The organism is Pseudomonas fulva (assembly GCF_023517795.1).
GTDB classification, from domain to species: Bacteria; Pseudomonadota; Gammaproteobacteria; order Pseudomonadales; family Pseudomonadaceae; genus Aquipseudomonas; species Aquipseudomonas fulva_D.
The window spans coordinates 3,698,133-3,719,789 of record NZ_CP082928.1; the positions used below are offsets into that span (position 1 = coordinate 3,698,133).

Genomic DNA, 21,657 nt, shown 5'->3' on the forward strand with positions numbered 1-21,657 from the left:
CGCGTTGAAAGGTGGACAGGTCCTCGGCTGGCACTACCCGCTCTGTGTCGGAAAGAAACCTCAGGTCTTGAGCGCCGCCTGTCGATGCCGCCAGGTTGCAACAGGCAAAAAAAAGCCCCCCTGACTCGCATCAGAGGGGCATTTTCATCGGCCAGGGGCTCAGGCGGCGAAGTTCTTCGCCACGAAGTCCCAGTTGACCAGGTTCCAGAACGCCTCGACATACTTCGGACGCACGTTGCGGTAGTCGATGTAGTAGGCGTGCTCCCAGACGTCGCAGGTCAGCAGCGGGGTGTCGCCGCTGGTCAGCGGGCAGCCGGCGCCGATGGTGCTGGCCAGGGCCAGGGAGCCGTCGGCCTTCTTCACCAGCCAGCCCCAGCCGGAACCGAAGGTGCCGATGCTGACCTTGCTGAACTCTTCCTTGAACGCGTCGAAGGAACCAAACGCCTTGTCGATGGCCGCTGCCAGTTCGCCGGTCGGCTGACCGCCGCCGTTGGGGCTCAGGCAGTTCCAGTAGAAGGTGTGGTTCCACACCTGGGCGGCGTTGTTGAAGATACCGCCGGAGGAGGTCTTGACGATTTCTTCCAGGCTCTTGCCTTCGAACTCGGTGCCGGGCACCAGGTTGTTCAGGTTCACGACATAGGTGTTGTGGTGCTTGTCGTGGTGGAACTCCAGGGTTTCCTTGGAGATGTGCGGCTGCAGGGCATCGTGTGCGTACGGCAGCGGCGGCAATTCGAAAGCCATGGTTATTCTCCTAATCAGGTCTGTTGCGATGAGCGCAAGGCCGATCACGGGCGGCCAAACATGCGTCGGCGGATTTGTACCCTTTGCGACGCAGGGCAGGGATCATAGCACCGGGGCTACGCCATAACCACGCGGCAACTGTGCGGGATACCGGGCCAGAGCCCTCGCGGCGATTCAGCTCAGCTTCATCATCGCCACGCCGGCGAGAATGATCAGGCAGGCCACGGCGCGCAGCGGCGGCAGGCTTTCCTTGAGCCATAGCCGGCCGATCAGCAGGGCGAACACCACGCTGGTTTCACGCAGCGCCGAAACCAGTGCCACCGGCGCCAGGGTCATGGCCCAGATGGCGATGCTGTAGGCCAGCATGGACATGGCGCCGCCGAGCAGGCCGGCGCGCCAGTGCGGACCGAGTGTCGAGACGACGCCTGGGCCGCGTTGAGCGAGGATCACCAGGGCCATCACCAGGCCGTTGACCGCGAACAGCCATGCCGAATACGACAGCGGGTCGCCATTGGCGCGGGCGCCGCTGGCATCGGCCAGGGTGTAGCCGGCGATGAACAGCGCGGTCAGCAGGGCATTGATCAGCAGGCCGCTGCGGGGGCGGCCATGACCGCCGCGCATCGCCATCAGCCAGATGCCGCCGACCAGTACGCCAAGGCCCAGCCACTGGCTGGCGGGCAGCACCTCGCCAAGCAGCAGCACCGACAGCGCGGCCACCAGCAGCGGCGAGCTGCCTCGGGAGATGGGGTAGACCTGGCCGAGGTCGCCGTGCCGGTAGGCGCGGCTCAGGAACAGGTTGTAGCCGATGTGCAGCAGCGCCGAGAGGATGATCCAGGGCCAGGCCGCGGCGGCCGGCACAGCCACGAAGGGCAGGGCGAGAAGGGCGACGACGCCGGCGCCGATCTGGATCAGCGAGGCGGTGAGGAAGCGATCCAGGCCGATCTTGAGCAGCGCGTTCCAGCCGGCGTGCAGGGCCGCGGCGGCGATGACCATGAGAAAGACACCTGTTTCCACTGCTGCTTCGCCCGTTGTCTGGAGCGCGCCAGCATAGCAGCTGGGCGCACGTCGTGCGGGCGTTACAGCGGGCTGGCGATCAGTTGCCAGGCGATGGCGAACATCATGGCTGCGACCACCAGATCGATGATCCGCCAGGTCAGCGGGCGGGCCAACCAGGGCGCCAGCCAGGCGGCGCCCAGCGCCAGGCACAGGAACCACAGCAGCGAGGCGCTGGCCGCGCCGGCCGCATAGGCCGGCGGCACGGCTTGCTGGGCGCCGAGGGAGCCGATCAGCAGCACGGTATCCAGGTACACGTGGGGGTTGAGCAGGGTGACCGCCAGGGTCGCCAGCAACACTGCACGCAACGAGCGCGGCGCCCCCGTTTCGGCCTGCAGGCCGGCCGGCCGGCAGGCGCGCCGCAGGGCCTGGGCGCCGTACCAGATCAGAAACGCGGCGCCGCCCCAGCGGGCGATCCCGAGCAGCCACTCGCTCTGCAGCAGCAGGGTCGCCAGGCCGAACACCCCGGCACTGATCAGCAGCGCATCACAGAGGATGCACAGCAGCGCCACGGGCAGGTGATGCTCACGGCGCAGGCTCTGGGCGAGCACGAAGGCGTTCTGGGCGCCGAGGGCGATGATCAGGCCGGCGGTGATCGCCAGGCCGTTGGTGTAGCTCTGCCACATGGTGAAAGTCCTTGGAAACGAACGCGTCGAGCACGATCTGCGGGTGGGGATGGCTATCAGTCTGCGCCCCTGGCCTGTATAAGAAAAAGCAATAGTACTGATCGATCATTAGGAAAATCGATTGCTCGACTACAAATTGCTCGCCGCCCTTGCCGCGGTCGTCGAACAGGCCGGTTTCGAACGTGGAGCCCAGGTGCTGGGCCTGTCGCAGTCGGCGGTGTCCCAGCGCATCAAGCTGCTGGAGGCGCGTATCGGCCAGCCGGTGCTGCTGCGCGCGATGCCGCCGACGCCCACCGATGTCGGCCGGCGGCTGCTCAACCACGTGCAGCAGGTGCGCCTGCTGGAGCGCGACCTGCAGCAGCAGGTGCCAAGCCTGGAGGCGGATGGGCAAACCCAGCGCCTGCGCATCGCCGTCAATGCCGACAGCCTGGCCACCTGGTGGGGCAGGGCGGTGGCGGATTTCTGCGCCAGCCACCGGGTGCTGCTGGAACTGGTGGTCGAGGATCAGGAGGTGGGGCTCAAGCGCATGCGCGCCGGTGATGTGGCCGCCTGCGTGTGCGCCGCGGAGCGGCCGGTATCCGGCGCGCGCAGCCTGGCGCTGGGTGCCATGCGCTACCGGGCCATGGCCAGCCCGGCCTTTATCGCCCGGCATTTTCCCGATGGGGTGAGTGCCGAGCGCATCGGTCAGGTGCCGGCCATCGTGTTCGGCCCGGATGACCAGTTGCAGCACCGTTATCTGAACGAGCTCGGTCTGTCCGGCAGCTTCCTGCACCACCTGTGCCCGTCGTCCGAAGGCTTCCTGCGCCTAACCGCCGAAGGGCTGGGTTGGGGCATGGTGCCCGAGCCGCAGATGGCCGAGGCCATGGCCAGCGGTGAACTGCTCGAGCTGCTCCCCGGCCGGCCCATCGACGTGCCGCTGTACTGGCACCACTGGCGCAACGGCGGCGAATTGCTCGACCAGCTCACCCGGCACCTGCAGCGCCATGCCGGTGATTATCTGGTACCGGTGCCGTGAACACGGCTGCCATGATCGGCGCGACGCCTTATAGTGCGCGCAGCAGCGGGCGGAGGGCGTGATGAAGATTCTGGTCACCGGAGCAAGCGGGTTCATTGGCGGGCGTTTCGCGCGGTTCGCCCTCGAGCAGGGCCTGGAGGTGCGCGTCACCGGCCGCCGCGAGGAGGCATTCGAGCACCTGATCCGCCGAGGGGCGCAGTTCATGTCCGGCGATCTGGCCGACCCCGAGCTGGCGCTGGCGCTGTGCAGCGACGTCGAAGCAGTGGTGCACTGCGCCGGTGCCGTGGGTGTGTGGGGGCGCTACGAGTATTTCCATCAGGGCAACGTGGTGCTCACCGAAAACGTCATCGAGGCCTGCCTCAAGCGCGGGGTGCGCCGCCTGGTGCACCTGTCCTCGCCGTCGATCTATTTCGATGGTCGCGATCACCTCGGCCTGCGCGAAGACCAGGTGCCCAAGCGCTTCTCCAGCCATTACGCGCGCACCAAGTTTCTCGCCGAACAGCGCCTGTTCGGCGCCCAGGAGTTCGGCCTGGAAGTGCTGGCGCTGCGGCCGCGCTTCGTGACCGGCGCGGGAGACGTGAGCATCTTCCCGCGGCTGATCGCCCTGCAGCGCAGGGGCCGCCTGGCGATCATCGGCAACGGCCTGAACAAGGTCGACTTCACCAGCGTGCACAACCTCAACGAGGCCCTGTTCGGCGCCTTGCTGGCTGCCGGGCCGGCACTTGGCAAGGCCTACAACATCAGTGACGGCGCGCCGCTGCCGCTGTGGGACGTGGTCAACTACGTGCTGCGCCAACTGGAGTTGCCGCCAGTCACCCGCCATGTGCCAGTAGCCCTGGCGCGCAGCCTGGCCGTTGCCAGCGAGGGGCTATGCAGCCTGCTGCCCGGCCGCCCCGAGCCCGCGCTGACCCGGCTAGCGGTGGACGTGATGAGCCGCGACTTCTCCCTGGATATCAGCCAGGCACGCGAGCACCTGGACTATCAGGCCAGCGCCAGCCTGTGGCCGGCCCTGGACGAGTTCTGCCGCTGGTGGCGGGCGCAGGGCTAATCGCCCGCGCCAGGTCGGTGCGGAACCCGAGGTGCCTGCAACGGGTCTCTGTGCGCAATGCAGGCCGTCGCGGCATGCCCATTACTGGCATTACGACACCCAAGCGCCAGCCGTGAATCGGTATACTGCGCGCACTTTGCCTCCACCCTGGTTTTCTCAAGGTTCTCCCCATGCGTAACGATGCCCACGACGAATTCGATGACGTACCCAGCCTGACCCCGGATCGCCGCGATCAGGACGATTTCGAACCCGAGCCGCAGCCTTACGCCCGCACTGGCGCGGCTTCGCGCAAGGCCAGCGCGCCGCGTGCGGCGAGCACCGGGCCCCTGTGGGCGCTGGTCGGCGCCCTGAGCATCGCCCTGGCGGGCCTGGGCTGGTGGAGCTTCCAGCAGATCAGCCTGATGGAGCAGCAACTGGTGGCCACCCAGGAAAGCTTCGCGCGTATCAGCGAGGAAGCGGCCGGACGTATTCAGGATATTTCCGGCAAGGTGGTGGCGGCCGAGTCCAACGTCACCACCGGCAGCGAGGCGCTGCGCCTGCAGGTGCGTCAGCTGGAGAACAAGGTCGCCGAGCTGGGCAAGCAGCAGCAGGCGGCGGGCGGCCAGCAGAGCGGGCAGGACAAGCGCATCGAGCAGCTGGTCGCCGACCTGAAGGCCCAGCAGGGCGATGCCGGCCAGTACGCCGATAGCCTGAAGACCCTGGGCAGCGGCCAGGACGCACTGAAGAGCGAGCTGGCCGCGCTGAAAACCGAACTGGCTTCGCTGAAGAGCAGCCAGGGCGACGCCGGCAAGCTGGCCGCTCAGGTGAAGAGCCTGGCGGGTGATGTCGAGGCGCTGAAAAAGGCTGGTAATTCCAACGCGGCAGTCGAGCGTCTGGAACAGGACATGCTGGTACTCAAGAGCCAGCTGGACAACCGCCCGGCCGCCAGCAACAGCGGCAGCAGCACCGCCGAGTTCGATGCCTACCGCGCACAGACCACTCGCAGCATCAACACGTTGCAGGCGCAGATTCAGAACCTGCAGCAGCAAATTGACGCCCGCTGATCAGCCCAACCCGCCGATACGAAAAAGCCCGCGTTTTTACGCGGGCTTTTTGTTGGCGCTGATGAAGCTTACAGACGCGGATAATCGATATAGCCGACCGGGCCGGAGCCGTAGAAGGTTTCCTTGTGCGGCTCGTTCAGCGGCGCGTCCTGGCGCAGGCGCTCGGGCAGGTCCGGGTTGGCGATAAAGGGCACGCCAAAGGCCACGGCGTCGGCCTTGCCGCTGGCCAGCCAGGCGTTGGCCTGGTCCTTGGTGAAGCCTTCGTTGGCGATGAACACGCCGCCGAACGCTTCCTTCAGGCTTGGCGACAGGCTGTCGTCGGCTTCGTGCTCACGGGCGCAGAGGAAGGCGATGTTGCGTTTACCCAGCTCGCGAGCCACGTAGGTGAAGGTTTCGGCGCGGTTGGAATCGCCCATGTCGTGGCTGTCGGCACGCGGGGCCAGGTGTACACCAACGCGGCCCGGTTCCCACACGCTCAGCACCGCATCGGTCACTTCCATCAGCAGACGGGCACGGTTTTCCAGGCTGCCACCGTAGTTGTCGGTACGCCTGTTGGTGCTGTCCTGCAGGAACTGGTCGAGCAGGTAACCGTTGGCGGCGTGGATTTCCACACCGTCGAAGCCGGCAGCCTTGGCGTTCTCGGCACCCTGGCGATAGGCCTCGACAACGTCGGCGATTTCTTCGCTTTCCAGGGCGCGCGGCGTGACGAAGTCCTTCATCGGGCGGATCAGGCTGACGTGGCCGGCGGGCTTGATGGCGCTGGGGGCCACCGGCAGTTCGCCATCCAGGTACACCGGATCGGAGATGCGGCCCACATGCCAGAGTTGCAGGACGATCTTGCCGCCGTTGGCGTGCACCGCCTTGGTCACGCCGCTCCAGCCGCGCACCTGCTCATCGGACCAGATGCCGGGAGTGTTCGGGTAGCCGACGCCCATGGGCGTGACCGAGGTGGCCTCGCTGATGATCAGGCCAGCCGAGGCGCGCTGCACGTAGTACTCGGCCATCAGGGCATTGGGCACGCGGCCTTCATCGGCGCGGCAGCGGGTCAGGGGCGCCATGATGACGCGGTTGGCGAGTTCCAGATCGCCGATCTTGATGGGGTCGAACAGAGTGGTCATTGCCTAGATCCTCGAATCATTCGCTCGGTAGGGGTTGCTGGATGGTGAAGGGGGGCGGGTTGCAATCGCATGCAGGTCACAGATCACGGGTGATCCGCTCGATAAAGGCGGCGATGGTCGCATCGTTGCGCTTGAAGAAATTCCACTGACCGACCTTGCGGCTGGTCACCAGACCGGCGCGTTGCAGGGTGGCCAGGTGGGCCGAAACCGTGGATTGCGACAGCCCGGTGGCCTGGTCGAACTTGCCGGCGCACACGCCGATCTCGAAGGAATGGTCGGGCTGCACGAAGTGCGCTGCGGGCTCTTTCAGCCAGCGCAGAATGTCGCGGCGCACCGGATGGGCCAGCGCCTTGATCACTTCGTCCAGGTCCATCTCTTCAGGGTTCATCGGCTCTCCTGCGTAGCTGCAACGGCATATCGCGATGAAGCGAACTTTATATCGAGACTTGGCGATATACAGATCGTTCAAGCAGATAGTGCATATCGACCGCCATGATGGCGCGCCCCTCGCCGTGGCCGGGGCGAGGCTTTAAGCTGGGCGGCATGAACTACCTCGCACACCTTCACCTGGGCGGCGATGCGCCCGCCGAACTGCTCGGCAGCCTGTATGGCGACTTCGTCAAGGGGCCGCTGGCCGGGCAATGGCCGGCCGCCATCGAGGCGGGCATCGCTCTGCACCGGCGCATCGATGCCTTCACCGACGGCCATCCGCTGCAGGCCCGGGCGCGGGCGCGCTTTCCCGCCGAGCGGCGGCGGGTGGCCGGGATCTTTCTCGACCTGTTCTTCGACCACTGCCTGGCCCGGGACTGGCAGCGCTACAGCGACCAGCCGCTGCAAGGGTTCACCGATCGTGTCTACCAGGTGCTGGCCGCCGAGCCACAGTTGCCCGGCAGCCTGCAGCGCATCGCCCCGCGCATGGCGGCGCAGGACTGGCTGGGCAGCTACCAGGAGTTCGAGGTGCTGGGGCAGGTGATCGCCGGCATGTCGCGGCGTTTGTCGCGACCGCGTCTGCTGGATGGCGGGCTGGAGGATCTGCGCCGGCTCTACGAACCGCTGAGCGAGGATTTCAGCGCCTTCTATCCGGCGCTGATGGCCTTCGCCCGGGACCAGCGTGAGGCGCTGCTACAGCCCGCGCGCTGAGCAATCAGCGCTGCCCTGAACCGTTGCGCAGGGTGTCGAACAGGGCTGCATCGACCTTCTTGCGACGGGCGCCTTCCAGGTGCGCGCGCATGCGGTCGGCGGCGGCGAGGCGGTCGCCCTGTTCGATCAGGTCGAGGATTTCCAGGTGCTGCTCGACCTGGGCGCGGCGATGTTCACGGGACACGTCCACGCGGTATTCGACCAGGCGGCGCAGGCGATCCAGACGTTTGAGCGATTGCAGCAGAAAGCGATTGCCGGAAAACCCGGCGATGACCTCGTGGAAGCGCGAGTTGGCTTCGTAGAGTTCCTCGATGGTCATGCTCAGATAGCCGCTTTCGGCGATGAACGCCTGCTGCTTGCGACAGTCCGCCAGCAGCTCGCGGTCGACCTGGAAGGTCGGCGACAACAGCCCGGCCGGCTCGATGATCGAGCGAAAGGCGAAGCTCTCCTCGTAGGCCTCGATCGAGTCGATCACCGGCAGCATCTTCCAGCCCTGGCCGCTGCGCTGTTCGGCCCAACCTTCCTGCTGCATGCGCAGCAGCGCCGTGCGCAATTCGGCGCGCGACACCCCGAACTGGCGCATCAACTCGATCTCGGTGAACTGCTCGGGCAACTGCCGCGACAGGCGCAGGGCGACGAAGCGGCGATACACCGAATCTTCCTCGGCCTCGGCGATTTCCTGCACCAGTCCGTTGAGCTCGTCGGCAGCCTGAGCGAGGAAGAAACCGCGGTTGCGGTCGTGCTTGAGCATGCCGCGTTCGGCGAGGTGGTTGAGCACGAACTTCACCGGGGTGCGCGAGGTGTTCAGGGTCTGCGCCAGGTGCGATTCGGCCAGGTGGTGGCCGATGGGCAGGCGCTCGCGACGCACGTAGGCGATGACCTCGCGGGCGACGCGCTTCTGCAGGGCAGTGAGAACCGCCGAAGGGGTATTGTCCTGGGCCATGGCCGTAAGCGTCGATTCCTGTCTGGGGTGATGCGCCGGTGCCGAGCGGCTCGGCAGGCGCTGCATTCTGCTACGTAAACGGTGCCACGCAAAGATGCCGGGCGGCTGGAGATCTTTCAACTTCCAATTGTTTTTTATTCGCCTAAAGAGCAATAATGGTGGCGTCGAATTACGAGGATAGCGGCATTGAATCTAGATTCATGTCGCTGTGCGCGACAGGCTGTGAACAACGTAGCGATAAAAATCATCCAATAACCAGGCTTTCGTTTTCCGCGACCACCTCGATCTGGATCAATCACCACGCTGCTGGTGCACGTACCGAAGGGGACGCCATGTTCAAGACCCACTGGAGCAATCACCTGGGCACGCCGCTGGTCGGTGCCCTCGGCGCGGTGATCGCCACCTTCATCGGCTGGCCGCTGCCCTGGATGATCGGCTCGCTGGTGGCGGTGATCCTGGTGCGCTGCTTCAGCAGCTGGCAGTTGCAGCCGCTGCCGGGCGGGCGCAAGTTCGGCCAGTGGATCATCGGTATCGGCATCGGCCTGCACTTCACGCCGGCGCTGGTCGCGCAGATCGCCGGTCATCTGCTGCCGATCATGGTCGGTGCGCTGATCACCGTGCTCAGCAGCATCGCTGGCGTGTGGTTCATGCGCCGCACCGGCGAGAGCATGGCCACGGCGTACTTTTCCAGCATGCCGGGTGGCTCCAGCGAGATGGTCAACCTTGGTGCCCGTAACGGCGCCGAACTGACCCGAGTGGCAGCCGCACAGAGCCTGCGGGTGGTGGCCGTGGTGCTGCTGGTGCCAGCAGTGTTCAAGTTCCTGCTGGGCGACGGCGAGGTGCACCATCACTCCGTTCACGTCGACTGGCCCTGGCTGGTGCTGATCCTGCCGGTGGCCGGGTTGGCCGGCTGGTTGCTGCAGCGCTACCGGCAGCCCAACCCCTGGCTGTTCGGCCCGCTGCTGGTCAGCGCCGCTGCCAGCATCGGCTTCGACCTCAGCAGCACGCTGCCGACCGGCGCCAGTCAGGTCGGCCAGCTGATGATCGGCAGCGCCCTGGGCTGCTTCTTCAACCGCGCGTTCTTCCGTTATGCCCCGTCATTCCTGGCCCGTACCCTGATCACCACCCTGGTGATGATGCTGGTGGCGTTCATCGGTGCGGTGCTGGTCGGCTGGGCCAGCGGGCTGGATATCCAGTCCCTGACCCTGGGGATGATGCCCGGCGGCATCGCCGAGATGAGCCTGACGGCCGAGACCCTGCAGCTGGCGGTGCCGCTGGTGACGGCGATGCAGGTGGTGCGGCTGTTTCTGGTGTTGTTCCTGGCCGAGCCGATCTTCCGGCGTTGGTTGCAGAGCGATAATCCGCAGTTGCGGCAGGCTTGATCGATCTCGTCGTAATTCCATGGGCAGCGGTCGCGGTGTAGTGAGAACGGACGTTGGTGCACTACCTTTGGGAGCGGGCCCTGCCCGCCATTTTTTTTTCGCGCGCATGGCCCGCTTCCACAACCGCAGCAGTGCCTGATCGTATGAAGGGATCCGCCGGGAAAGCTCGCGGCTAAAGCCGCTCCTACGCGGTTGCTGGGATCTCGCTTTTGCCTTGTCGCCCTTGCACCGCGCAAAGATGAGTTCCCAGAAGATCTTGAGCCGGCCCTAAGCCGCAGCCTGGGTTTCCTGCTGCTGCGCCCCATACAGCGCCTCGCTGACCGCTGCCTGGGCGCGGCGGGCCAGGTCGTTGCGGTTGCCCGAGTTGCTGGCGATCGGCTCGAGCAGCTGGATCTCCACCTCGGCGACATCGCTTCCCATCAGGCGCAGCAGGTGCGAGAGCATGTCGTCGTCGCCGATAAAGGGCGTCACATCGCAGCGCTGCCCACCGCGAACATAGCGAATGGCGACCGGCTGCAGGTCGACGCCGCTTTCGATGGCGCTGCTCAGCAGCCGGCCGTGGAAGGTGCGCAGGGCCGCGCCGTCGCAGGTGGTGCCTTCCGGGAAGATCAGCAGGTGGCTGCCGCCCTTCAGGTGGCGACCCAGTTGCTGGTTGAGCAGCCCGCCGTCACCGGCGCCGCGGCGGATGAACAGGGTGCCGGCCTTGTGCGCCAGCCAGCCGGCCAGCGGCCAGGTGCGCACCTCGGCCTTGGACAGGAACGACAGCGGTGCGAGCATGCCGAGCAGCGGAATATCGGTCCACGAGATGTGATTGCTCAGCCACAGCATCGGTTTGTGCGGAAGCTGCCCCCGCACGCAGACCCGAAACGGCAGGGCTCTGGCCAGGCGCGCCAGCCACCAGCGGGTCAGGCGTTGGCGCAGGCCCGTCAGGTCACGGCGGGTCAGGCGTTCGATCGGCACCAGCAAGGCGGCCAGTAGCGTGCCGATGGCCAGCACGGCGGCCAGGCGGGTCAGACGCAGATACAGACGCACGTTGCTCATCGGGTTTTGACCTGGACGGGGGAAAGAGGAGGGCGTGCGCCGCTGTATGAGCGGGCAACGCCCGGCGCGGCCTTTCTACCGTGCCAGGGCGCCGGGTTCAAGTCCCGCTCAGACCGCTGCCTTGAAGTGCCGGGCGTAGCGCGGGCACAGCTCGTCGCGCTTGAGCAGGATGAACACGTCGGCCACCTGGAAGTCCTTGTCCCAGCAGGGCTCGCCGCAGATCTTGGCGCCCAGGCGCATGTAGGCCTTGAGCAACGGCGGCATCTCGGCGATCACGTTGCCCGAGATCTCCAGGCTGGGCAGCGGAGTCTTCGGCTCGGCGCGCAGGTTCTCGGTGCACAGGTAGCGTTCGCGCAGGCGCTGCATGATCGCCTGGGCCTGGATGCCGCCATCCTGCATGGGAATGCTGGCGCAGCCCATCAGGTAGCGGTAGCCGCCCTCGTTGAGCACTTCGGCCAGTTCGGCCCACAGCACCGCGATGGTGCCACCGTTGCGGTAGGCGGCATCCACACAGGTGCGGCCGATTTCCAGCACCGGCCCTTGCAGATGACGCAGGCCGTGCAGGGCGAATTCCTCTTCGCTGTAGAAACGCCCCAGGCCGGCGGCTGCCCGATGGTCGAGCAGGCGCGTGGTGGCCACCAGTTCGCCGCTGTTCAGGTCGCGTACGCCGATGTGCTGGCAGTGCACGTCGTAGTCGTCCATGTCCAGGCCCAGCTCGGCGCCCTTGAGCTTGGCATCGAATTCGGCACTGAACACGCGAAAGCGCAGGGCCTGGGCTTCGCGCAGGGCGCGTGGCTTGCTCAGGCGTTCGGCCTGCAGGCGTCGGGGAGTGTTGCTGCGCTCGGGTGCCATGGCGTTCTGGGTCATGCCTTACCTCCGTTGCCGGTCGGGCAGCCTCGCTGCGCACGAACCGGATTAGCCTGCAGACCTGAGCAATCTCAGGAAACACATTCAGGCTAGGCAGGGCGGGTGTCACGCCTGTGAAGGTTCGGTGATGCTTGTGTGACAGCCCCACCGGGCAGGGACAGCGCGAATCACGCGTGCAGCGCAGGGGCATCCTGCTTACCATGTGCGCCTCTCAACCCTTCGAGCGCTCGTGGCGTATGTTCTTTATCAGAAACCTCGGCGTGCCCTTCATCCTGATCATCGGCGGCGTGGTCGCCCTGATGGGGCTGGCGATCCTCTCCCGGCAGGGCGGTGAGGCAGCGGCCTGGGCGCGGACGATCTTTCCCTGGATGATCCTCCTGCCGGCCCTTGGCGCGGCCTGGGCGGCACGGCGACTGGTGCAGATCGGGCAGTGGCGGCGCGGCACCCTGAATGGCGATTGCCCGCGTTGCACCGGGGTGATGAGCGGCGGACGTTGCCGCATGTGCGGGCAGCGCTGAGCAGCGCCAGCAACAAGGCCTGCCGGCTGTGGCCGCCATGCTCCGCGGCATGGACGTGGCGATGATCGTGCCGCCGCATGGCCGGCCGTTCGTGGGGCGCGAGATGGTCAGCGCCTTTCCGTACTGGATCTAGAACCTGGAGTGCGGGCTCGACCTGCTCGGCCCGAGGACTATCGGCTGCCGCGCCAGGGCCGTTATCGTTTCAGCGCGCGTGGGTGCGCCGCGCTTTGCAAGGCGCACGCGCCCGGCTATCGTGGCGCTTTCCCCGCTGCCGCCGAGATGTCATGCGCCGCTTTTCCCACCTTCTCTGTGTGAGTGACTGATGCCTGGTCAGGTCTATCCCTGGCGCCAGGGCAACCAGTTCACGCTGCTCAACGACGGCCCGGCGTTCTTCCCGCGGATGATCGCTTGCATCGACGCCGCCCGTGCAACGGTGGAACTCGAACAGTACCTGGTGTGCAGCAGCGCCTGCACCGATGCGCTGCTGCGCGCCCTGTGCGAGGCGGCCGCGCGGGGGGTGGCGGTGCGCTGCCTGTTCGACGCCTTCGGCTGTCAGGCGCTGAATGCCGCCGACCGCCAACGCATGCTCGATGCCGGCATCCAGCTGCGCTGGTACAACCCGCTGCGCTGGCGGCGAGGGGTGCGCAACCTGTACCGCGACCACCGCAAGCTGCTGGTGGTCGACAGCCAACTGGCCTTCGTGGGCGGCACTGGCTCGACCGATGATTTCTGGATGCCGGGGCAGCCCGAGAGCGCCTGGCATGAAGTGATGGTGGAAATCCAAGGACCGCTGGTAGCCGACTGGTTGCAGCTGTTCGACCGCCAGTGGCAGGCCAACAATTCGCGCTTCGCCTGGCGCCCCTATCTCACCCCCCATCGCCAGCCCTTGCCGCACCTGCCCGCAGCGGGCACCGGTTGGGGGCGGGTAGCCTATGCCGATGCCCGCCAGCACCGCGACATCCTGCAGTCGCTGGTGCGCGCGCTGAACGGCGCCCAGCACCGGGTGTGGCTGGCCACGCCGTACTTCCTGCCCACCTGGCGGGTGCGCCGGGCGCTGCGCAAGGCCGCCGGGCGGGGCGTCGACGTGCGCCTGCTGCTCAGCGGCCGGCATACCGACAACCCGCCGGTGCGCTTCGCCGGGCAGCGTTACTACCCGCGGCTGCTAAGGGCCGGCGTGCGCATCTTCGAATTCCGCCCACGCTTCCTGCACCTGAAGATGGTGCTGGTGGACGACTGGACCAGCGTCGGCTCCTGCAACTTCGACCACTGGAACCTGCGCTTCAACCTCGACGCCAACGTCGAAACGCTGGACGCCGCCTTCACCGCGGCGGTGCAGCAGAGTTTCGAGCGCGATTTCCCGCAGAGCCGCGAGGTCGACCTGCAGATGTGGCAGGCGCGGCCGTTCTGGACCCGGGTGCGTCAGCGCATCTGGGGCTGGGCGGATCGACTGATCGTCAACCTGCTCGATCGACGCCGCTGATTCGCCCCAGTATCCGCAGGTACAGGCGCATGGTGGTGCCCATCCCTGGCGCCGTTTCCACCCGCACGTCACCGCCCGTGGTGTTGGCGAACTCGCGGGCCTGGGCCAGGCCCAGCCCGGTGCCCTTGCCGGCCTGCTTGGTGGTGAAGAAGGGGTCGAAGATCCTGGCCGCCAGCTCGGCGGACATGCCCGGGCCGTCATCGTGGACGCTCAGCACCAGGTAATTGCCGTCGCTCAATTGCTCGTCGCCGATCAGGTGCTCCTGGTGGGTGGCGACCAGCACCCGACCGCGGCCCTGCATGGCATCGCGGGCATTGCTGAGCAGATTGAGCACCACCGCCTGCAACTGCACCTCGTCGCACATCACGCCGACATCGCGGGCACCCAGGTCGAGGCTCAGGGTGACGGCATCACCCAGGGTACCGGCCAGCAGCTCGTGGGCGGCACCAAGGCGTTCGCTGATATCGATGCACACCAGCTCCGGGCCGTCCTGGCGGACGTTGGCGAGCAACTGGCGGATCAGCTTGCCGCCTTGTTCCACCGCCTGCAGGCCGGTCTGCGTGAAGCGCTCCACGTCCGCCGGCCGCCGCGCCCGCAACTGGGCCATCTGCAGGCTGGTGCTGAGTACCTGCAGCAGGTTGTTGACGTCGTGGGCGATGCTCGCGGTCAGCATGCCCAGGGAGGACACGCGGCGCGCGTGACGCAGCGATTGCTCGGCCTCGCGATGCCGCGCCTGGGCCTGTTCCAGCTCATCGAGCAGCACGCTGGCACGCCGTTCGCGTTGCAACTCCAGCAGGCGCAATTGCAGCAGCGCGGCGGTCTGCCGGGCCAAGGCCTGCAGCGCCTGGCGCTGGTGCTCGGAGAGGGTGCGTGGACGGGTGTCGATCACGCACACGGTGCCCAGCGGATGGCCGGCGTCGGTGCGGATCGGTGCGCCGGCATAGAAGCGTATGTGCGGCTCGCCGAGCACCAGGGCGCTGTGCTGGAAGCGCGGATCCAGCAGGGCGTCCTCCACCACCAGCAGGTCATCGGGCTCGAGAATCGCATGGGCGCAGAAGGCCAGGTCACGGTGCGTCTGGCGTACGTCCAGGCCCACGCAGGCCTTGAACCATTGCCGCTCGCGATCCACCAGGGAGACCAGGGCGATCGGGGTGTCGCACAGGGTCGTCGCCAGCAGCACGACGTCATCGAAGTTCTGCTCGGGTGCCGAATCGAGGATGTCCAGGTGTTCGAGCGAGCGCACGCGCTCGTCGTCGTCGAGCGGCGCTGGGGCAGGGCGGTGGGGCATCGGTGGGTACCGCGGAAAGAGTGGCGGCATGATGCGCTGTACAGTGTACAAGAGGCAAGCAACTTGTCGGCGCTGCCGGCGTATCGAGCAGGGCGCCGGTGGGCACTGCGGAGCGCCCGCTTGAAAGTGTTGAACCAGGGTTTTGCCGCTTCGGTCACAACCTGCAGATGGCCTTGCAAGGCCGCGCACAGCCGTTAGCCGATGAGGTAATTCCATGCAGATCTTCGAAGCGTTGCGCGAGAGTCACGACCGCCAGAGGGCGATGGCCGAGGCGCTGGTCGCGACCACCGGCGATTCCCCCGAGCGGGCCCGCTATTACAGCGAGCTGAAGGACGAACTGCTGGCCCATGCCCGGGCCGAGGAACGCTTCTTCTATTCGCCATTGATGAAACACGATGCCGGGGTCGACCTGTCCCGCCATGGTGTGGCCGAGCACCACGAAATGGACGAGTTGCTGGAAACCCTGGAGGACACCGACCCGTCCAGCCCGTCCTGGATCGCCACGGCGCGCAAGCTCAAGGACAAGATCTTCCATCACCTGGAAGACGAGGAGCACACCTTCTTCCAGCAGGCCGGCAAGATGCTCACCGACCAGCAGAAAACCACCCTGGCCACCCAGTACGTGAAGGACTACGAGGACGCACTGGACTGACCGGCGCCCGTCCGGCGGTCAGTCGGCGAGCAGCTCACGCACCCGCGAGGCCAGGGCATCGAGGGCGAACGGTTTGGTCAGCACGGTGATACCGGGTGCCAGCTGCCCGTCGGTGAGCAGCGAGTTTTCCGCATAGCCGGTGATCAACAGCACCGGCATGTCCGGCCTGACCAGGCGTCCGGCGTCGGCCATCTGCCGGCCGTTCATGCCGCCGGGCAGGCCCACGTCACTGATCAGCAGGTCGATGGTGGCGTCCGAGTGCAGCAGGCCGATGCCCGCTGCGCTGTCGCTGGCCTCGATGACGGTCAGCCCCAGTTCCTCCAGTACGTCGTTCACCAGCAGGCGGATCGTCGGTTCATCGTCGACCACCAGCACGGTCTTGCCCCGTCGCTCTGCTGTGGGTTCCAGCGCTGCCATGGTGCCGGGCTGCGTGTCGCTCTGCGGGGCGCCGCTATGGCGGGGCAGGTAGAGGGTCACCACGGTGCCTTCGCCAACCACCGAGACGATGCGCATCTGCCCGCCGGACTGCTTGGCGAAACCGTAGGCCATGGACAGCCCCAGGCCGGTGCCTTCACCGATCGGCTTGGTGGTGAAGAACGGCTCCACCGCGCGGGCGACGATCTGCGCCGGCATGCCCACGCCTTCGTCGCTGACCGCCAGGCTCAGGTACGGCCCCTCGGCCAGGTTGAGCGCCGCGGCCTGGGTCGCATCGATGTGCAGGTTGCGGGTGGTGGTCTTGATCACGCCGCCGCCCGGCATAGCGTCGCGGGCATTGATACACAGGTTGAGCAGGGTGTTTTCCAGCTGCGAGGCGTCCACCAGGGCCGTCCACAGCTCGGCCTGCAAATCGCTTTCCAGGCGGATGCCGGGGCCGACGGTGCGCTGAATCATTTCCAGCATGCCGGCGATCAGCCCGTTGGCATCGGTGGGCTTGGGCAGTAGGGTCTGGCGGCGCGAGAAGGCCAGCAGCCGGTGGGTCAGCGCGGCGGCGCGGCGGGTGGCGGTTTCCGCTGCGCCCATGTACCGCCCGAGTTCATGGAAGCGGCCCTGCTCGATGCGCAGGTGCATCAACTCCAGCGCGCCGGAAATGCCCGCCAGCAGGTTGTTGAAGTCATGGGCCAGGCCGCCGGTCAGCTGGCCGATGGCTTCCATCTTCTGGGACTGGCGCAGGGATTCCTCGGCCATGTGCTGGGCGGTGACGTCGCGGCCGACGAAATGGAAAACCCGCCCTGACGGATCCGGCGCGGCGGTCCACATGAACGAGCGCGCTTCGCCGCCCCTGCTGCGCAGGCGGCTGGTGAAACCGCTGACCTTCTCGCCCTGGCCGAGGCGCGCCAGGAGGTCGAGCACGTCGGCCCGGTCGTCTTCGACCACCACCTCGAGAAACGGCATGCTCAGCAGCTTTTCCACCTCCCAGCCGAGCAGCTGGGTCCAGGCCGGGTTGATGGTCTTGAAGTAGCCGTCCAGACCTGCCGAGCCCATCAGGTCGTTGGTGCTCTCCCACAGGCGGTCGCGCTCGGCGGTGCGCTTGCGCAGTTCGGCGCGATTGAGTTTCTCGCGGGTGATGTCGCGTGCCGAACAATAGGTCTTGCGGCCATCGGGCACCGCCACCCAGGACAGCCAGCGCCATTCGCCGTTGCGGCAGCGGAAACGATGCTCCAGGCCCAGGGCCGGCTCGCCGGCCTCCTTGAATTTGAGCCATACGCTTTGCGTACCGGGCTGATCCTTGGGGTGGACGAATTCCAGGAAGTGCACGCTCGCCAGCTCTTCCTCGCTCCAGCCCAGGGTGACCTGCCAGGCCGGGTTGGTGGCTTCGAAGTAGCCATCGTGGTTGAGCACGCCGAGCAGGTCGGGGGTGATCTGCCAGGTGCGGCCCCGCTCGAAGGTCTGGGCGATGACCTTCTGTTCCAGCTCGGCATTGAGCGCCATGACCCGCGCCATGGCGCGGTCGCGTTCGCCTTCGATGGCACGCCGCTCCTCGACGTTGATCAGCACGCCGGGAAAGCTCAGGCCCGTGCCGTCGGCGGCCAGTTCGACGCGGCCGTTGGCCTCCAGCCAGTAGTAATGGCCGTCGGCGCGGCGCACGCGGTACTGGTGGGCATAGGGGCCGCCCCGGGCGATCGCTTCGTTGATGGCGGCGTGCAGGCTGTCGATATCCTCGGGATGCACCGTCTCCACCACCTGTTGCAGGCTGAGGCCCCGGCGACCCAGCGCCGGGTCGAGGCCGAAGCTGCGGGCGAAGGCTTCATCTACGGTGAACTGGTTGGTCGGCAGGTCCCAGAACCAGGTGCCGATGATCGCCCCGGCGGCCAGCGCCAGCTGCACCCGTTCGGCATTGGCGATGGCCGGCTGCTCGATGGTCACCACCTGGGTGGTTTCGATGGCCACGTTGAGAAAACCGGCGATCGCTCCGCTGGCGTCGCTCAGCGGGCTGTAGGAAAAGGTCCAGTAGGTGTCTTCCGGGTAGCCGTTGCGGGTCGTCAGCAGGTGCATGTGCTGCTGGTGCACCGGCTCGCCCGCCAGTACCTGGTCGACCAGCGGGGCGATGGTCGGCCAGACGTCCGGCCAGACCGCTTCGATCGGACGCCCCAGTGCCCACGGGTGACGTTCGCCGAGCAGCGCGATGTAGGCATCGTTGTAGATCAGGGTCTGCGCCGGGCCCCAGGTCGCGCACATGGCGAAACTGCTGGTGCGCATGATGGCGCAGGTGGTGCGCAACTCGGCAGGCCAGCGCGCTTGCGCACCTAGCGGAGTAGCGGCCCAGTCGAAATCGTCGAGGATGGATGGCACGGGGAAAACCTTGCGCTGGCGGTGCGGATCAGGCTGCAAGTGTGCCATCAGCGGGCATGGGGACACAGGGCCATCTGCGCCGATTGTCAGCGATCATCAGAATTCCTGTGCTGAACCGACGTGAGGCTGATACAGGGTTGTACAGCGCGTATTCAATGTAGAACTTCTTGCCGCCTCGCTGCTCGAATTCAGGACAGGGGCCTGCCATTGGCCTCGCCAGCAGCGCGATAGGTAAGCCGATGCCCACAGGTGGCAAGCATGATTTTCGGGTCGATAACGCCTCTTCGGGAGATATTTCCGGCTCGGGCAAGAACATCTTCTTCGCGGCGGTGGAAACCACCCGCATGCCGATGATCGTGACCGATCCCAATCGGCCCGATAATCCGATCATCTTCGCCAACAACGCCTTTCTGGAAATGACCGGCTACGAGGTCGACGAAATCGTCGGCCAGAACTGCCGGTTCCTGCAGGGGGCGGAGACCGATCGCTCGGTGGTGGCCCAGGTGCGCGACGCCATCAATGCGCGCCGGGAAATCTCGGTGGAGCTGATCAACTACCGCAAGGACGGCTCCACCTTCTGGAATGCGCTGTTCATCTCGCCGGTCTACAACGATGCCGGCGAGCTGATCTACTTCTTCGCCTCGCAGCTGGACATCAGCCGCCGTCGCGATGCCGAGGAGGGCCTGCGCCAGGCGCAGAAGATGGAGGCACTGGGCCAGCTGACCGGTGGCATCGCCCACGACTTCAACAACCTGCTGCAGGTGATGATCGGCTACCTGGAAGTGCTCGAGCGCACGGCGAGCAAACCCGAGTACGACCAGGACCGCATCCTGCGGTGCGTCAACAACGCCCGCAACGCCGCCGACCGCGCCGCCACTCTGACCCAACAGCTGCTGGCGTTCTCGCGCAAGCAGAAACTCGAAGGCCGGGTGCTCAACCTCAACGGGTTGATCAGCGGCTTCCAGGAGCTGGGCGAACGCACCCTGGGGCACGCCAACCTGCGCCTGACGCTCGACAAGACCCTGTGGAACTGCCGTATCGATCCGACCCAGGCCGAAGTGGCTTTTCTCAATATCCTGATCAACGCCCGCGACGCGCTGGAAGGCCGCGAGCAGCCCGCGGTGCATATCGAAACCAAGAACGTGACGGTCGAGGAGCTGGGCAGCATGTCCTACGACGGCCTGATGCCGGGGCGCTACGTCAGCGTGGCCATTACCGACAACGGCATGGGCATGTCCGACAGCGTGAGCAGTCGGGTCATGGACCCGTTCTTCACCACCAAGGACGAAGGCAAGGGCTCCGGGCTCGGGCTGTCGATGGTCTACGGTTTCGTCAAGCAGTCCGGCGGCACCGTGCGCATCTACTCCGAAGAGGGCGTCGGCACCACGCTGCGCCTGTACTTCCCGGCCGACGACAGCCAGGTGATCCACAGCCCGGCGAAGGAGCGCACCAACGAGCGCAACGGTACCGAGCGCGTGCTGGTGGTCGAGGACCGCCCGGACGTGGCCGACCTCGCCCGCATGGTGCTGGAGGATTACGGCTACGTCGCCGACATCGCCCTGAATGCCCGGGAAGCCCTGCTGCGCCTGGACGTGGCCGACTACGACCTGCTGTTCACCGACCTGATCATGCCCGGCGGCATGAACGGCGTGATGCTGGCCCGCGAGGCGCGGCGTCGCAAACCGGAGCTCAAGGTGCTGTTGACCACCGGTTATGCGGAGAACTCGCTGGAACGCACCGATGCCGGTGGCAGCGAGTTCGACGTGATCTCCAAGCCGTACGTGCCCAACGAGCTGGCGCGCAAGGTGCGTCAGGTGATCGACGGCCCTACCGGGGTGGGCTGAGGCACCTGCGGCAGGGGCTGGCACGGCTGGTCGTGGTGCCTTTTGGTGCACGCTGACGAGTGGTCGGAAGACTATACGAACTGTTCTGCATGTATACGCCTCACAAGGGTATGGACAAATACATCAGCAGATTCAAGACGGAAACCGGCTGCCAGCTCGAACTCGAACGAGGCCCCACCGGCATCTGCTTCAAGGCGATGTCGGGCAGTGGGCAATGCCTGGGGCAACGGCACCTGAGTACGTCGCAACTGGGCAACGGCGCCCTCGTCCAGGCGGTGATGCTGGACTTCATCGCCCAGGTCAAGCGCTTGCTGGAGCTCGACGGCCAGGCCGTTTCGATGCCCACCGATTCCTCCAGCACAGACTCCGACACCGCCCCTCGCCGCTGAGCCCACCTGCCGGAGGCGTGCAAAAATCCCCTCATGATCGGCTGTTTCGCAGCTACCGCGTTGGCAGGCGCGCTGTATAACGTGGAGCCCTTTCGCTGGTACAGGCCGTCGCTCCATGAATCTCTGGTTCCGCCTTTTCCTGATGCTGCTGCGTCGTCCCTGGCGCCGCCCCGTTTCGGCGTTCGCCACCACCGTGGTGCGCATGCGGGTATGGCCGCTGGATCTGGACCTCAACCGGCACGTCACCAATGGTCGCTACTTCACCCTCGCCGATATCGGACGCATGGATTACGTGCTGCGCAGCGGCGCGTTCCGGGTGGCACTGCGGCAACGTGCACTGCCCATCGTCGGTGACGTATGGGGCAAGTTTCGTCGCGAGCTGAGGGTGTTCGAGTCCTTCGAGATCCATACCCGCATGCTGGGCTGGGACGACAAGTGGAGCTTCATGGAGCACCGCTTCGTCAAGGATGGGCGGGTGGCCGGGGTGGTGATCATGCGCGGCCTGTTTCGCGGGCGGCAGGGCAATGTCCCGCCCGGCGATTTTGTCGGCGAGCTCGGCCTGCCGGCGCAATCGCCGCCGCTGCCGGACTGGCTGAGCGACTGGTCCGACAGCTGCGACCGGCTGAGCGGTCAACTGCGGGGTGAGGAGCAGTAGCGCAGGCGCTACGCCGGGCGCGCG

Annotated in this window: 21 protein-coding genes and 1 pseudogene; 12 read left to right on the top strand and 10 right to left on the bottom strand. The window is 66.4% G+C overall.

Annotated features, from left to right (window positions below):
• Positions 1–159: 159 nt before the first annotated feature.
• The 3 genes from K8U54_RS16865 to K8U54_RS16875 form a co-directional block, all read right to left on the bottom strand.
• Positions 160–741: a superoxide dismutase gene (locus K8U54_RS16865; RefSeq protein ID WP_070885743.1), complete on the bottom strand. Its 582-nt coding sequence runs from the start codon at positions 739–741 to the stop codon at positions 160–162.
• Positions 742–915: 174 nt separating this feature from the next.
• Positions 916–1,755: an EamA family transporter gene (locus K8U54_RS16870; protein WP_249906894.1), complete on the bottom strand. Its 840-nt coding sequence runs from the start codon at positions 1,753–1,755 to the stop codon at positions 916–918.
• A gap of 62 nt (positions 1,756–1,817) precedes the next feature.
• Positions 1,818–2,420 carry a LysE/ArgO family amino acid transporter gene (locus tag K8U54_RS16875; RefSeq protein ID WP_249906895.1) on the bottom strand — a complete coding sequence of 201 codons (603 nt, stop codon included), beginning with the start codon at positions 2,418–2,420 and terminating at the stop codon, positions 1,818–1,820.
• Positions 2,421–2,541: 121 nt separating this feature from the next.
• Here K8U54_RS16875 and K8U54_RS16880 point away from each other — a divergent pair, with 121 nt between their 5' ends.
• From K8U54_RS16880 to K8U54_RS16890, 3 genes are all read left to right on the top strand, one after another.
• Complete coding sequence (locus K8U54_RS16880; protein WP_249906896.1) at positions 2,542–3,435, top strand: LysR family transcriptional regulator ArgP; 894 nt, start codon at positions 2,542–2,544, stop codon at positions 3,433–3,435.
• A gap of 61 nt (positions 3,436–3,496) precedes the next feature.
• Positions 3,497–4,483 carry an NAD-dependent epimerase/dehydratase family protein gene (locus K8U54_RS16885; RefSeq protein ID WP_249906897.1) on the top strand — a complete coding sequence of 329 codons (987 nt, stop codon included), beginning with the start codon at positions 3,497–3,499 and terminating at the stop codon, positions 4,481–4,483.
• 170 nt (positions 4,484–4,653) lie between these two features.
• A complete protein-coding gene (locus K8U54_RS16890; RefSeq protein WP_249906898.1) occupies positions 4,654–5,526 on the top strand; it encodes an ATPase in 873 nt (290 codons plus the stop codon).
• A 68-nt stretch (positions 5,527–5,594) separates the two neighbouring features.
• Here the strand turns inward: K8U54_RS16890 and K8U54_RS16895 are convergent, their stop codons facing one another.
• Both K8U54_RS16895 and K8U54_RS16900 read right to left on the bottom strand, forming a co-directional pair.
• Positions 5,595–6,644, bottom strand: a complete 1,050-nt coding sequence (locus K8U54_RS16895; protein WP_249906899.1) for an alkene reductase — start codon at positions 6,642–6,644, stop codon at positions 5,595–5,597.
• Between the two features lie 76 nt (positions 6,645–6,720).
• Complete coding sequence (locus tag K8U54_RS16900; protein WP_249910461.1) at positions 6,721–7,017, bottom strand: ArsR/SmtB family transcription factor; 297 nt, start codon at positions 7,015–7,017, stop codon at positions 6,721–6,723.
• 170 nt (positions 7,018–7,187) lie between these two features.
• Here K8U54_RS16900 and K8U54_RS16905 point away from each other — a divergent pair, with 170 nt between their 5' ends.
• Positions 7,188–7,784 carry an ACP phosphodiesterase gene (locus K8U54_RS16905; protein WP_249906900.1) on the top strand — a complete coding sequence of 199 codons (597 nt, stop codon included), beginning with the start codon at positions 7,188–7,190 and terminating at the stop codon, positions 7,782–7,784.
• Between the two features lie 4 nt (positions 7,785–7,788).
• Here the strand turns inward: K8U54_RS16905 and K8U54_RS16910 are convergent, their stop codons facing one another.
• Complete coding sequence (locus tag K8U54_RS16910) at positions 7,789–8,727, bottom strand: GntR family transcriptional regulator (protein WP_249906901.1); 939 nt, start codon at positions 8,725–8,727, stop codon at positions 7,789–7,791.
• Positions 8,728–9,059: 332 nt separating this feature from the next.
• Between K8U54_RS16910 and K8U54_RS16915 the strand changes: the two genes are divergently transcribed.
• A complete protein-coding gene (locus tag K8U54_RS16915; RefSeq protein ID WP_249906902.1) occupies positions 9,060–10,109 on the top strand; it encodes an AbrB family transcriptional regulator in 1,050 nt (349 codons plus the stop codon).
• A 267-nt stretch (positions 10,110–10,376) separates the two neighbouring features.
• Here the strand turns inward: K8U54_RS16915 and K8U54_RS16920 are convergent, their stop codons facing one another.
• The gene (locus K8U54_RS16920; protein ID WP_249906903.1) at positions 10,377–11,150 is read right to left on the bottom strand and encodes a lysophospholipid acyltransferase family protein; all 774 of its coding nucleotides are present in this window, start codon (positions 11,148–11,150) and stop codon (positions 10,377–10,379) included.
• A gap of 108 nt (positions 11,151–11,258) precedes the next feature.
• Complete coding sequence (gene olsB, locus K8U54_RS16925; protein ID WP_249906904.1) at positions 11,259–12,017, bottom strand: L-ornithine N(alpha)-acyltransferase; 759 nt, start codon at positions 12,015–12,017, stop codon at positions 11,259–11,261.
• A 236-nt stretch (positions 12,018–12,253) separates the two neighbouring features.
• Here olsB and K8U54_RS16930 point away from each other — a divergent pair, with 236 nt between their 5' ends.
• The 3 genes and pseudogenes from K8U54_RS16930 to K8U54_RS16940 all read left to right on the top strand — a co-directional run bounded on the left by K8U54_RS16930 (position 12,254) and on the right by K8U54_RS16940 (position 14,015).
• The gene (locus tag K8U54_RS16930) at positions 12,254–12,535 is read left to right on the top strand and encodes a hypothetical protein (protein ID WP_249906905.1); all 282 of its coding nucleotides are present in this window, start codon (positions 12,254–12,256) and stop codon (positions 12,533–12,535) included.
• 5 nt (positions 12,536–12,540) lie between these two features.
• A pseudogene (locus tag K8U54_RS16935) lies at positions 12,541–12,668 on the top strand (MBL fold metallo-hydrolase); the annotation flags it as partial.
• A 189-nt stretch (positions 12,669–12,857) separates the two neighbouring features.
• On the top strand, positions 12,858–14,015 hold the full coding sequence (locus tag K8U54_RS16940; protein WP_249906906.1) for a phospholipase D-like domain-containing protein: 1,158 nt from the start codon (positions 12,858–12,860) through the stop codon (positions 14,013–14,015).
• Here K8U54_RS16940 and K8U54_RS16945 read toward each other — a convergent pair.
• Positions 13,990–15,303 (bottom strand): sensor histidine kinase, encoded by a 1,314-nt coding sequence (locus K8U54_RS16945; RefSeq protein ID WP_249906907.1) that lies wholly within the window; start codon positions 15,301–15,303, stop codon positions 13,990–13,992. The genes K8U54_RS16940 and K8U54_RS16945 overlap by 26 nt on opposite strands.
• A gap of 214 nt (positions 15,304–15,517) precedes the next feature.
• Here K8U54_RS16945 and K8U54_RS16950 point away from each other — a divergent pair, with 214 nt between their 5' ends.
• The gene (locus K8U54_RS16950; protein WP_070885727.1) at positions 15,518–15,955 is read left to right on the top strand and encodes a hemerythrin domain-containing protein; all 438 of its coding nucleotides are present in this window, start codon (positions 15,518–15,520) and stop codon (positions 15,953–15,955) included.
• Between the two features lie 18 nt (positions 15,956–15,973).
• On the opposite strand, the gene K8U54_RS16955 is transcribed toward K8U54_RS16950, so the two are convergent.
• Positions 15,974–18,745 (bottom strand): PAS domain-containing protein, encoded by a 2,772-nt coding sequence (locus K8U54_RS16955; RefSeq protein ID WP_249906908.1) that lies wholly within the window; start codon positions 18,743–18,745, stop codon positions 15,974–15,976.
• A 239-nt stretch (positions 18,746–18,984) separates the two neighbouring features.
• Here K8U54_RS16955 and K8U54_RS16960 point away from each other — a divergent pair, with 239 nt between their 5' ends.
• From K8U54_RS16960 to K8U54_RS16970, 3 genes are all read left to right on the top strand, one after another.
• Positions 18,985–20,589, top strand: coding sequence for a histidine kinase famiy protein (locus tag K8U54_RS16960; RefSeq protein ID WP_249906909.1), 1,605 nt, complete (start codon positions 18,985–18,987; stop codon positions 20,587–20,589).
• 89 nt (positions 20,590–20,678) lie between these two features.
• On the top strand, positions 20,679–20,978 hold the full coding sequence (locus tag K8U54_RS16965) for a hypothetical protein (protein ID WP_249906910.1): 300 nt from the start codon (positions 20,679–20,681) through the stop codon (positions 20,976–20,978).
• 115 nt (positions 20,979–21,093) lie between these two features.
• Positions 21,094–21,633: a thioesterase family protein gene (locus K8U54_RS16970; protein ID WP_249906911.1), complete on the top strand. Its 540-nt coding sequence runs from the start codon at positions 21,094–21,096 to the stop codon at positions 21,631–21,633.
• Positions 21,634–21,657 lie beyond the last annotated feature (24 nt).

Excerpts from the sequence above, each read along its gene's own strand:
- K8U54_RS16920 (WP_249906903.1), bottom strand. The coding sequence starts at position 11,150 with ATGAGCAACGTGCGTCTGTATCTGCGTCTGACCCGCCTGGCCGCCGTG.
- K8U54_RS16945 (WP_249906907.1), bottom strand. The coding sequence starts at position 15,303 with ATGCCCCACCGCCCTGCCCCAGCGCCGCTCGACGACGACGAGCGCGTG.
- K8U54_RS16910 (WP_249906901.1), bottom strand. The coding sequence starts at position 8,727 with ATGGCCCAGGACAATACCCCTTCGGCGGTTCTCACTGCCCTGCAGAAG.
- K8U54_RS16895 (WP_249906899.1), bottom strand. The coding sequence starts at position 6,644 with ATGACCACTCTGTTCGACCCCATCAAGATCGGCGATCTGGAACTCGCC.
- K8U54_RS16940 (WP_249906906.1), top strand. The coding sequence starts at position 12,858 with ATGCCTGGTCAGGTCTATCCCTGGCGCCAGGGCAACCAGTTCACGCTG.
- K8U54_RS16890 (WP_249906898.1), top strand. The coding sequence starts at position 4,654 with ATGCGTAACGATGCCCACGACGAATTCGATGACGTACCCAGCCTGACC.
- K8U54_RS16960 (WP_249906909.1), top strand. The coding sequence starts at position 18,985 with ATGCCCACAGGTGGCAAGCATGATTTTCGGGTCGATAACGCCTCTTCG.
- K8U54_RS16930 (WP_249906905.1), top strand. The coding sequence starts at position 12,254 with ATGTTCTTTATCAGAAACCTCGGCGTGCCCTTCATCCTGATCATCGGC.
- K8U54_RS16875 (WP_249906895.1), bottom strand. The coding sequence starts at position 2,420 with ATGTGGCAGAGCTACACCAACGGCCTGGCGATCACCGCCGGCCTGATC.
- K8U54_RS16900 (WP_249910461.1), bottom strand. The coding sequence starts at position 7,017 with ATGGACCTGGACGAAGTGATCAAGGCGCTGGCCCATCCGGTGCGCCGC.
- olsB (WP_249906904.1), bottom strand. The coding sequence starts at position 12,017 with ATGACCCAGAACGCCATGGCACCCGAGCGCAGCAACACTCCCCGACGC.
- K8U54_RS16865 (WP_070885743.1), bottom strand. The coding sequence starts at position 741 with ATGGCTTTCGAATTGCCGCCGCTGCCGTACGCACACGATGCCCTGCAG.
- K8U54_RS16970 (WP_249906911.1), top strand. The coding sequence starts at position 21,094 with ATGAATCTCTGGTTCCGCCTTTTCCTGATGCTGCTGCGTCGTCCCTGG.
- K8U54_RS16915 (WP_249906902.1), top strand. The coding sequence starts at position 9,060 with ATGTTCAAGACCCACTGGAGCAATCACCTGGGCACGCCGCTGGTCGGT.
- K8U54_RS16965 (WP_249906910.1), top strand. The coding sequence starts at position 20,679 with ATGTATACGCCTCACAAGGGTATGGACAAATACATCAGCAGATTCAAG.
- K8U54_RS16905 (WP_249906900.1), top strand. The coding sequence starts at position 7,188 with ATGAACTACCTCGCACACCTTCACCTGGGCGGCGATGCGCCCGCCGAA.
- K8U54_RS16950 (WP_070885727.1), top strand. The coding sequence starts at position 15,518 with ATGCAGATCTTCGAAGCGTTGCGCGAGAGTCACGACCGCCAGAGGGCG.
- K8U54_RS16885 (WP_249906897.1), top strand. The coding sequence starts at position 3,497 with ATGAAGATTCTGGTCACCGGAGCAAGCGGGTTCATTGGCGGGCGTTTC.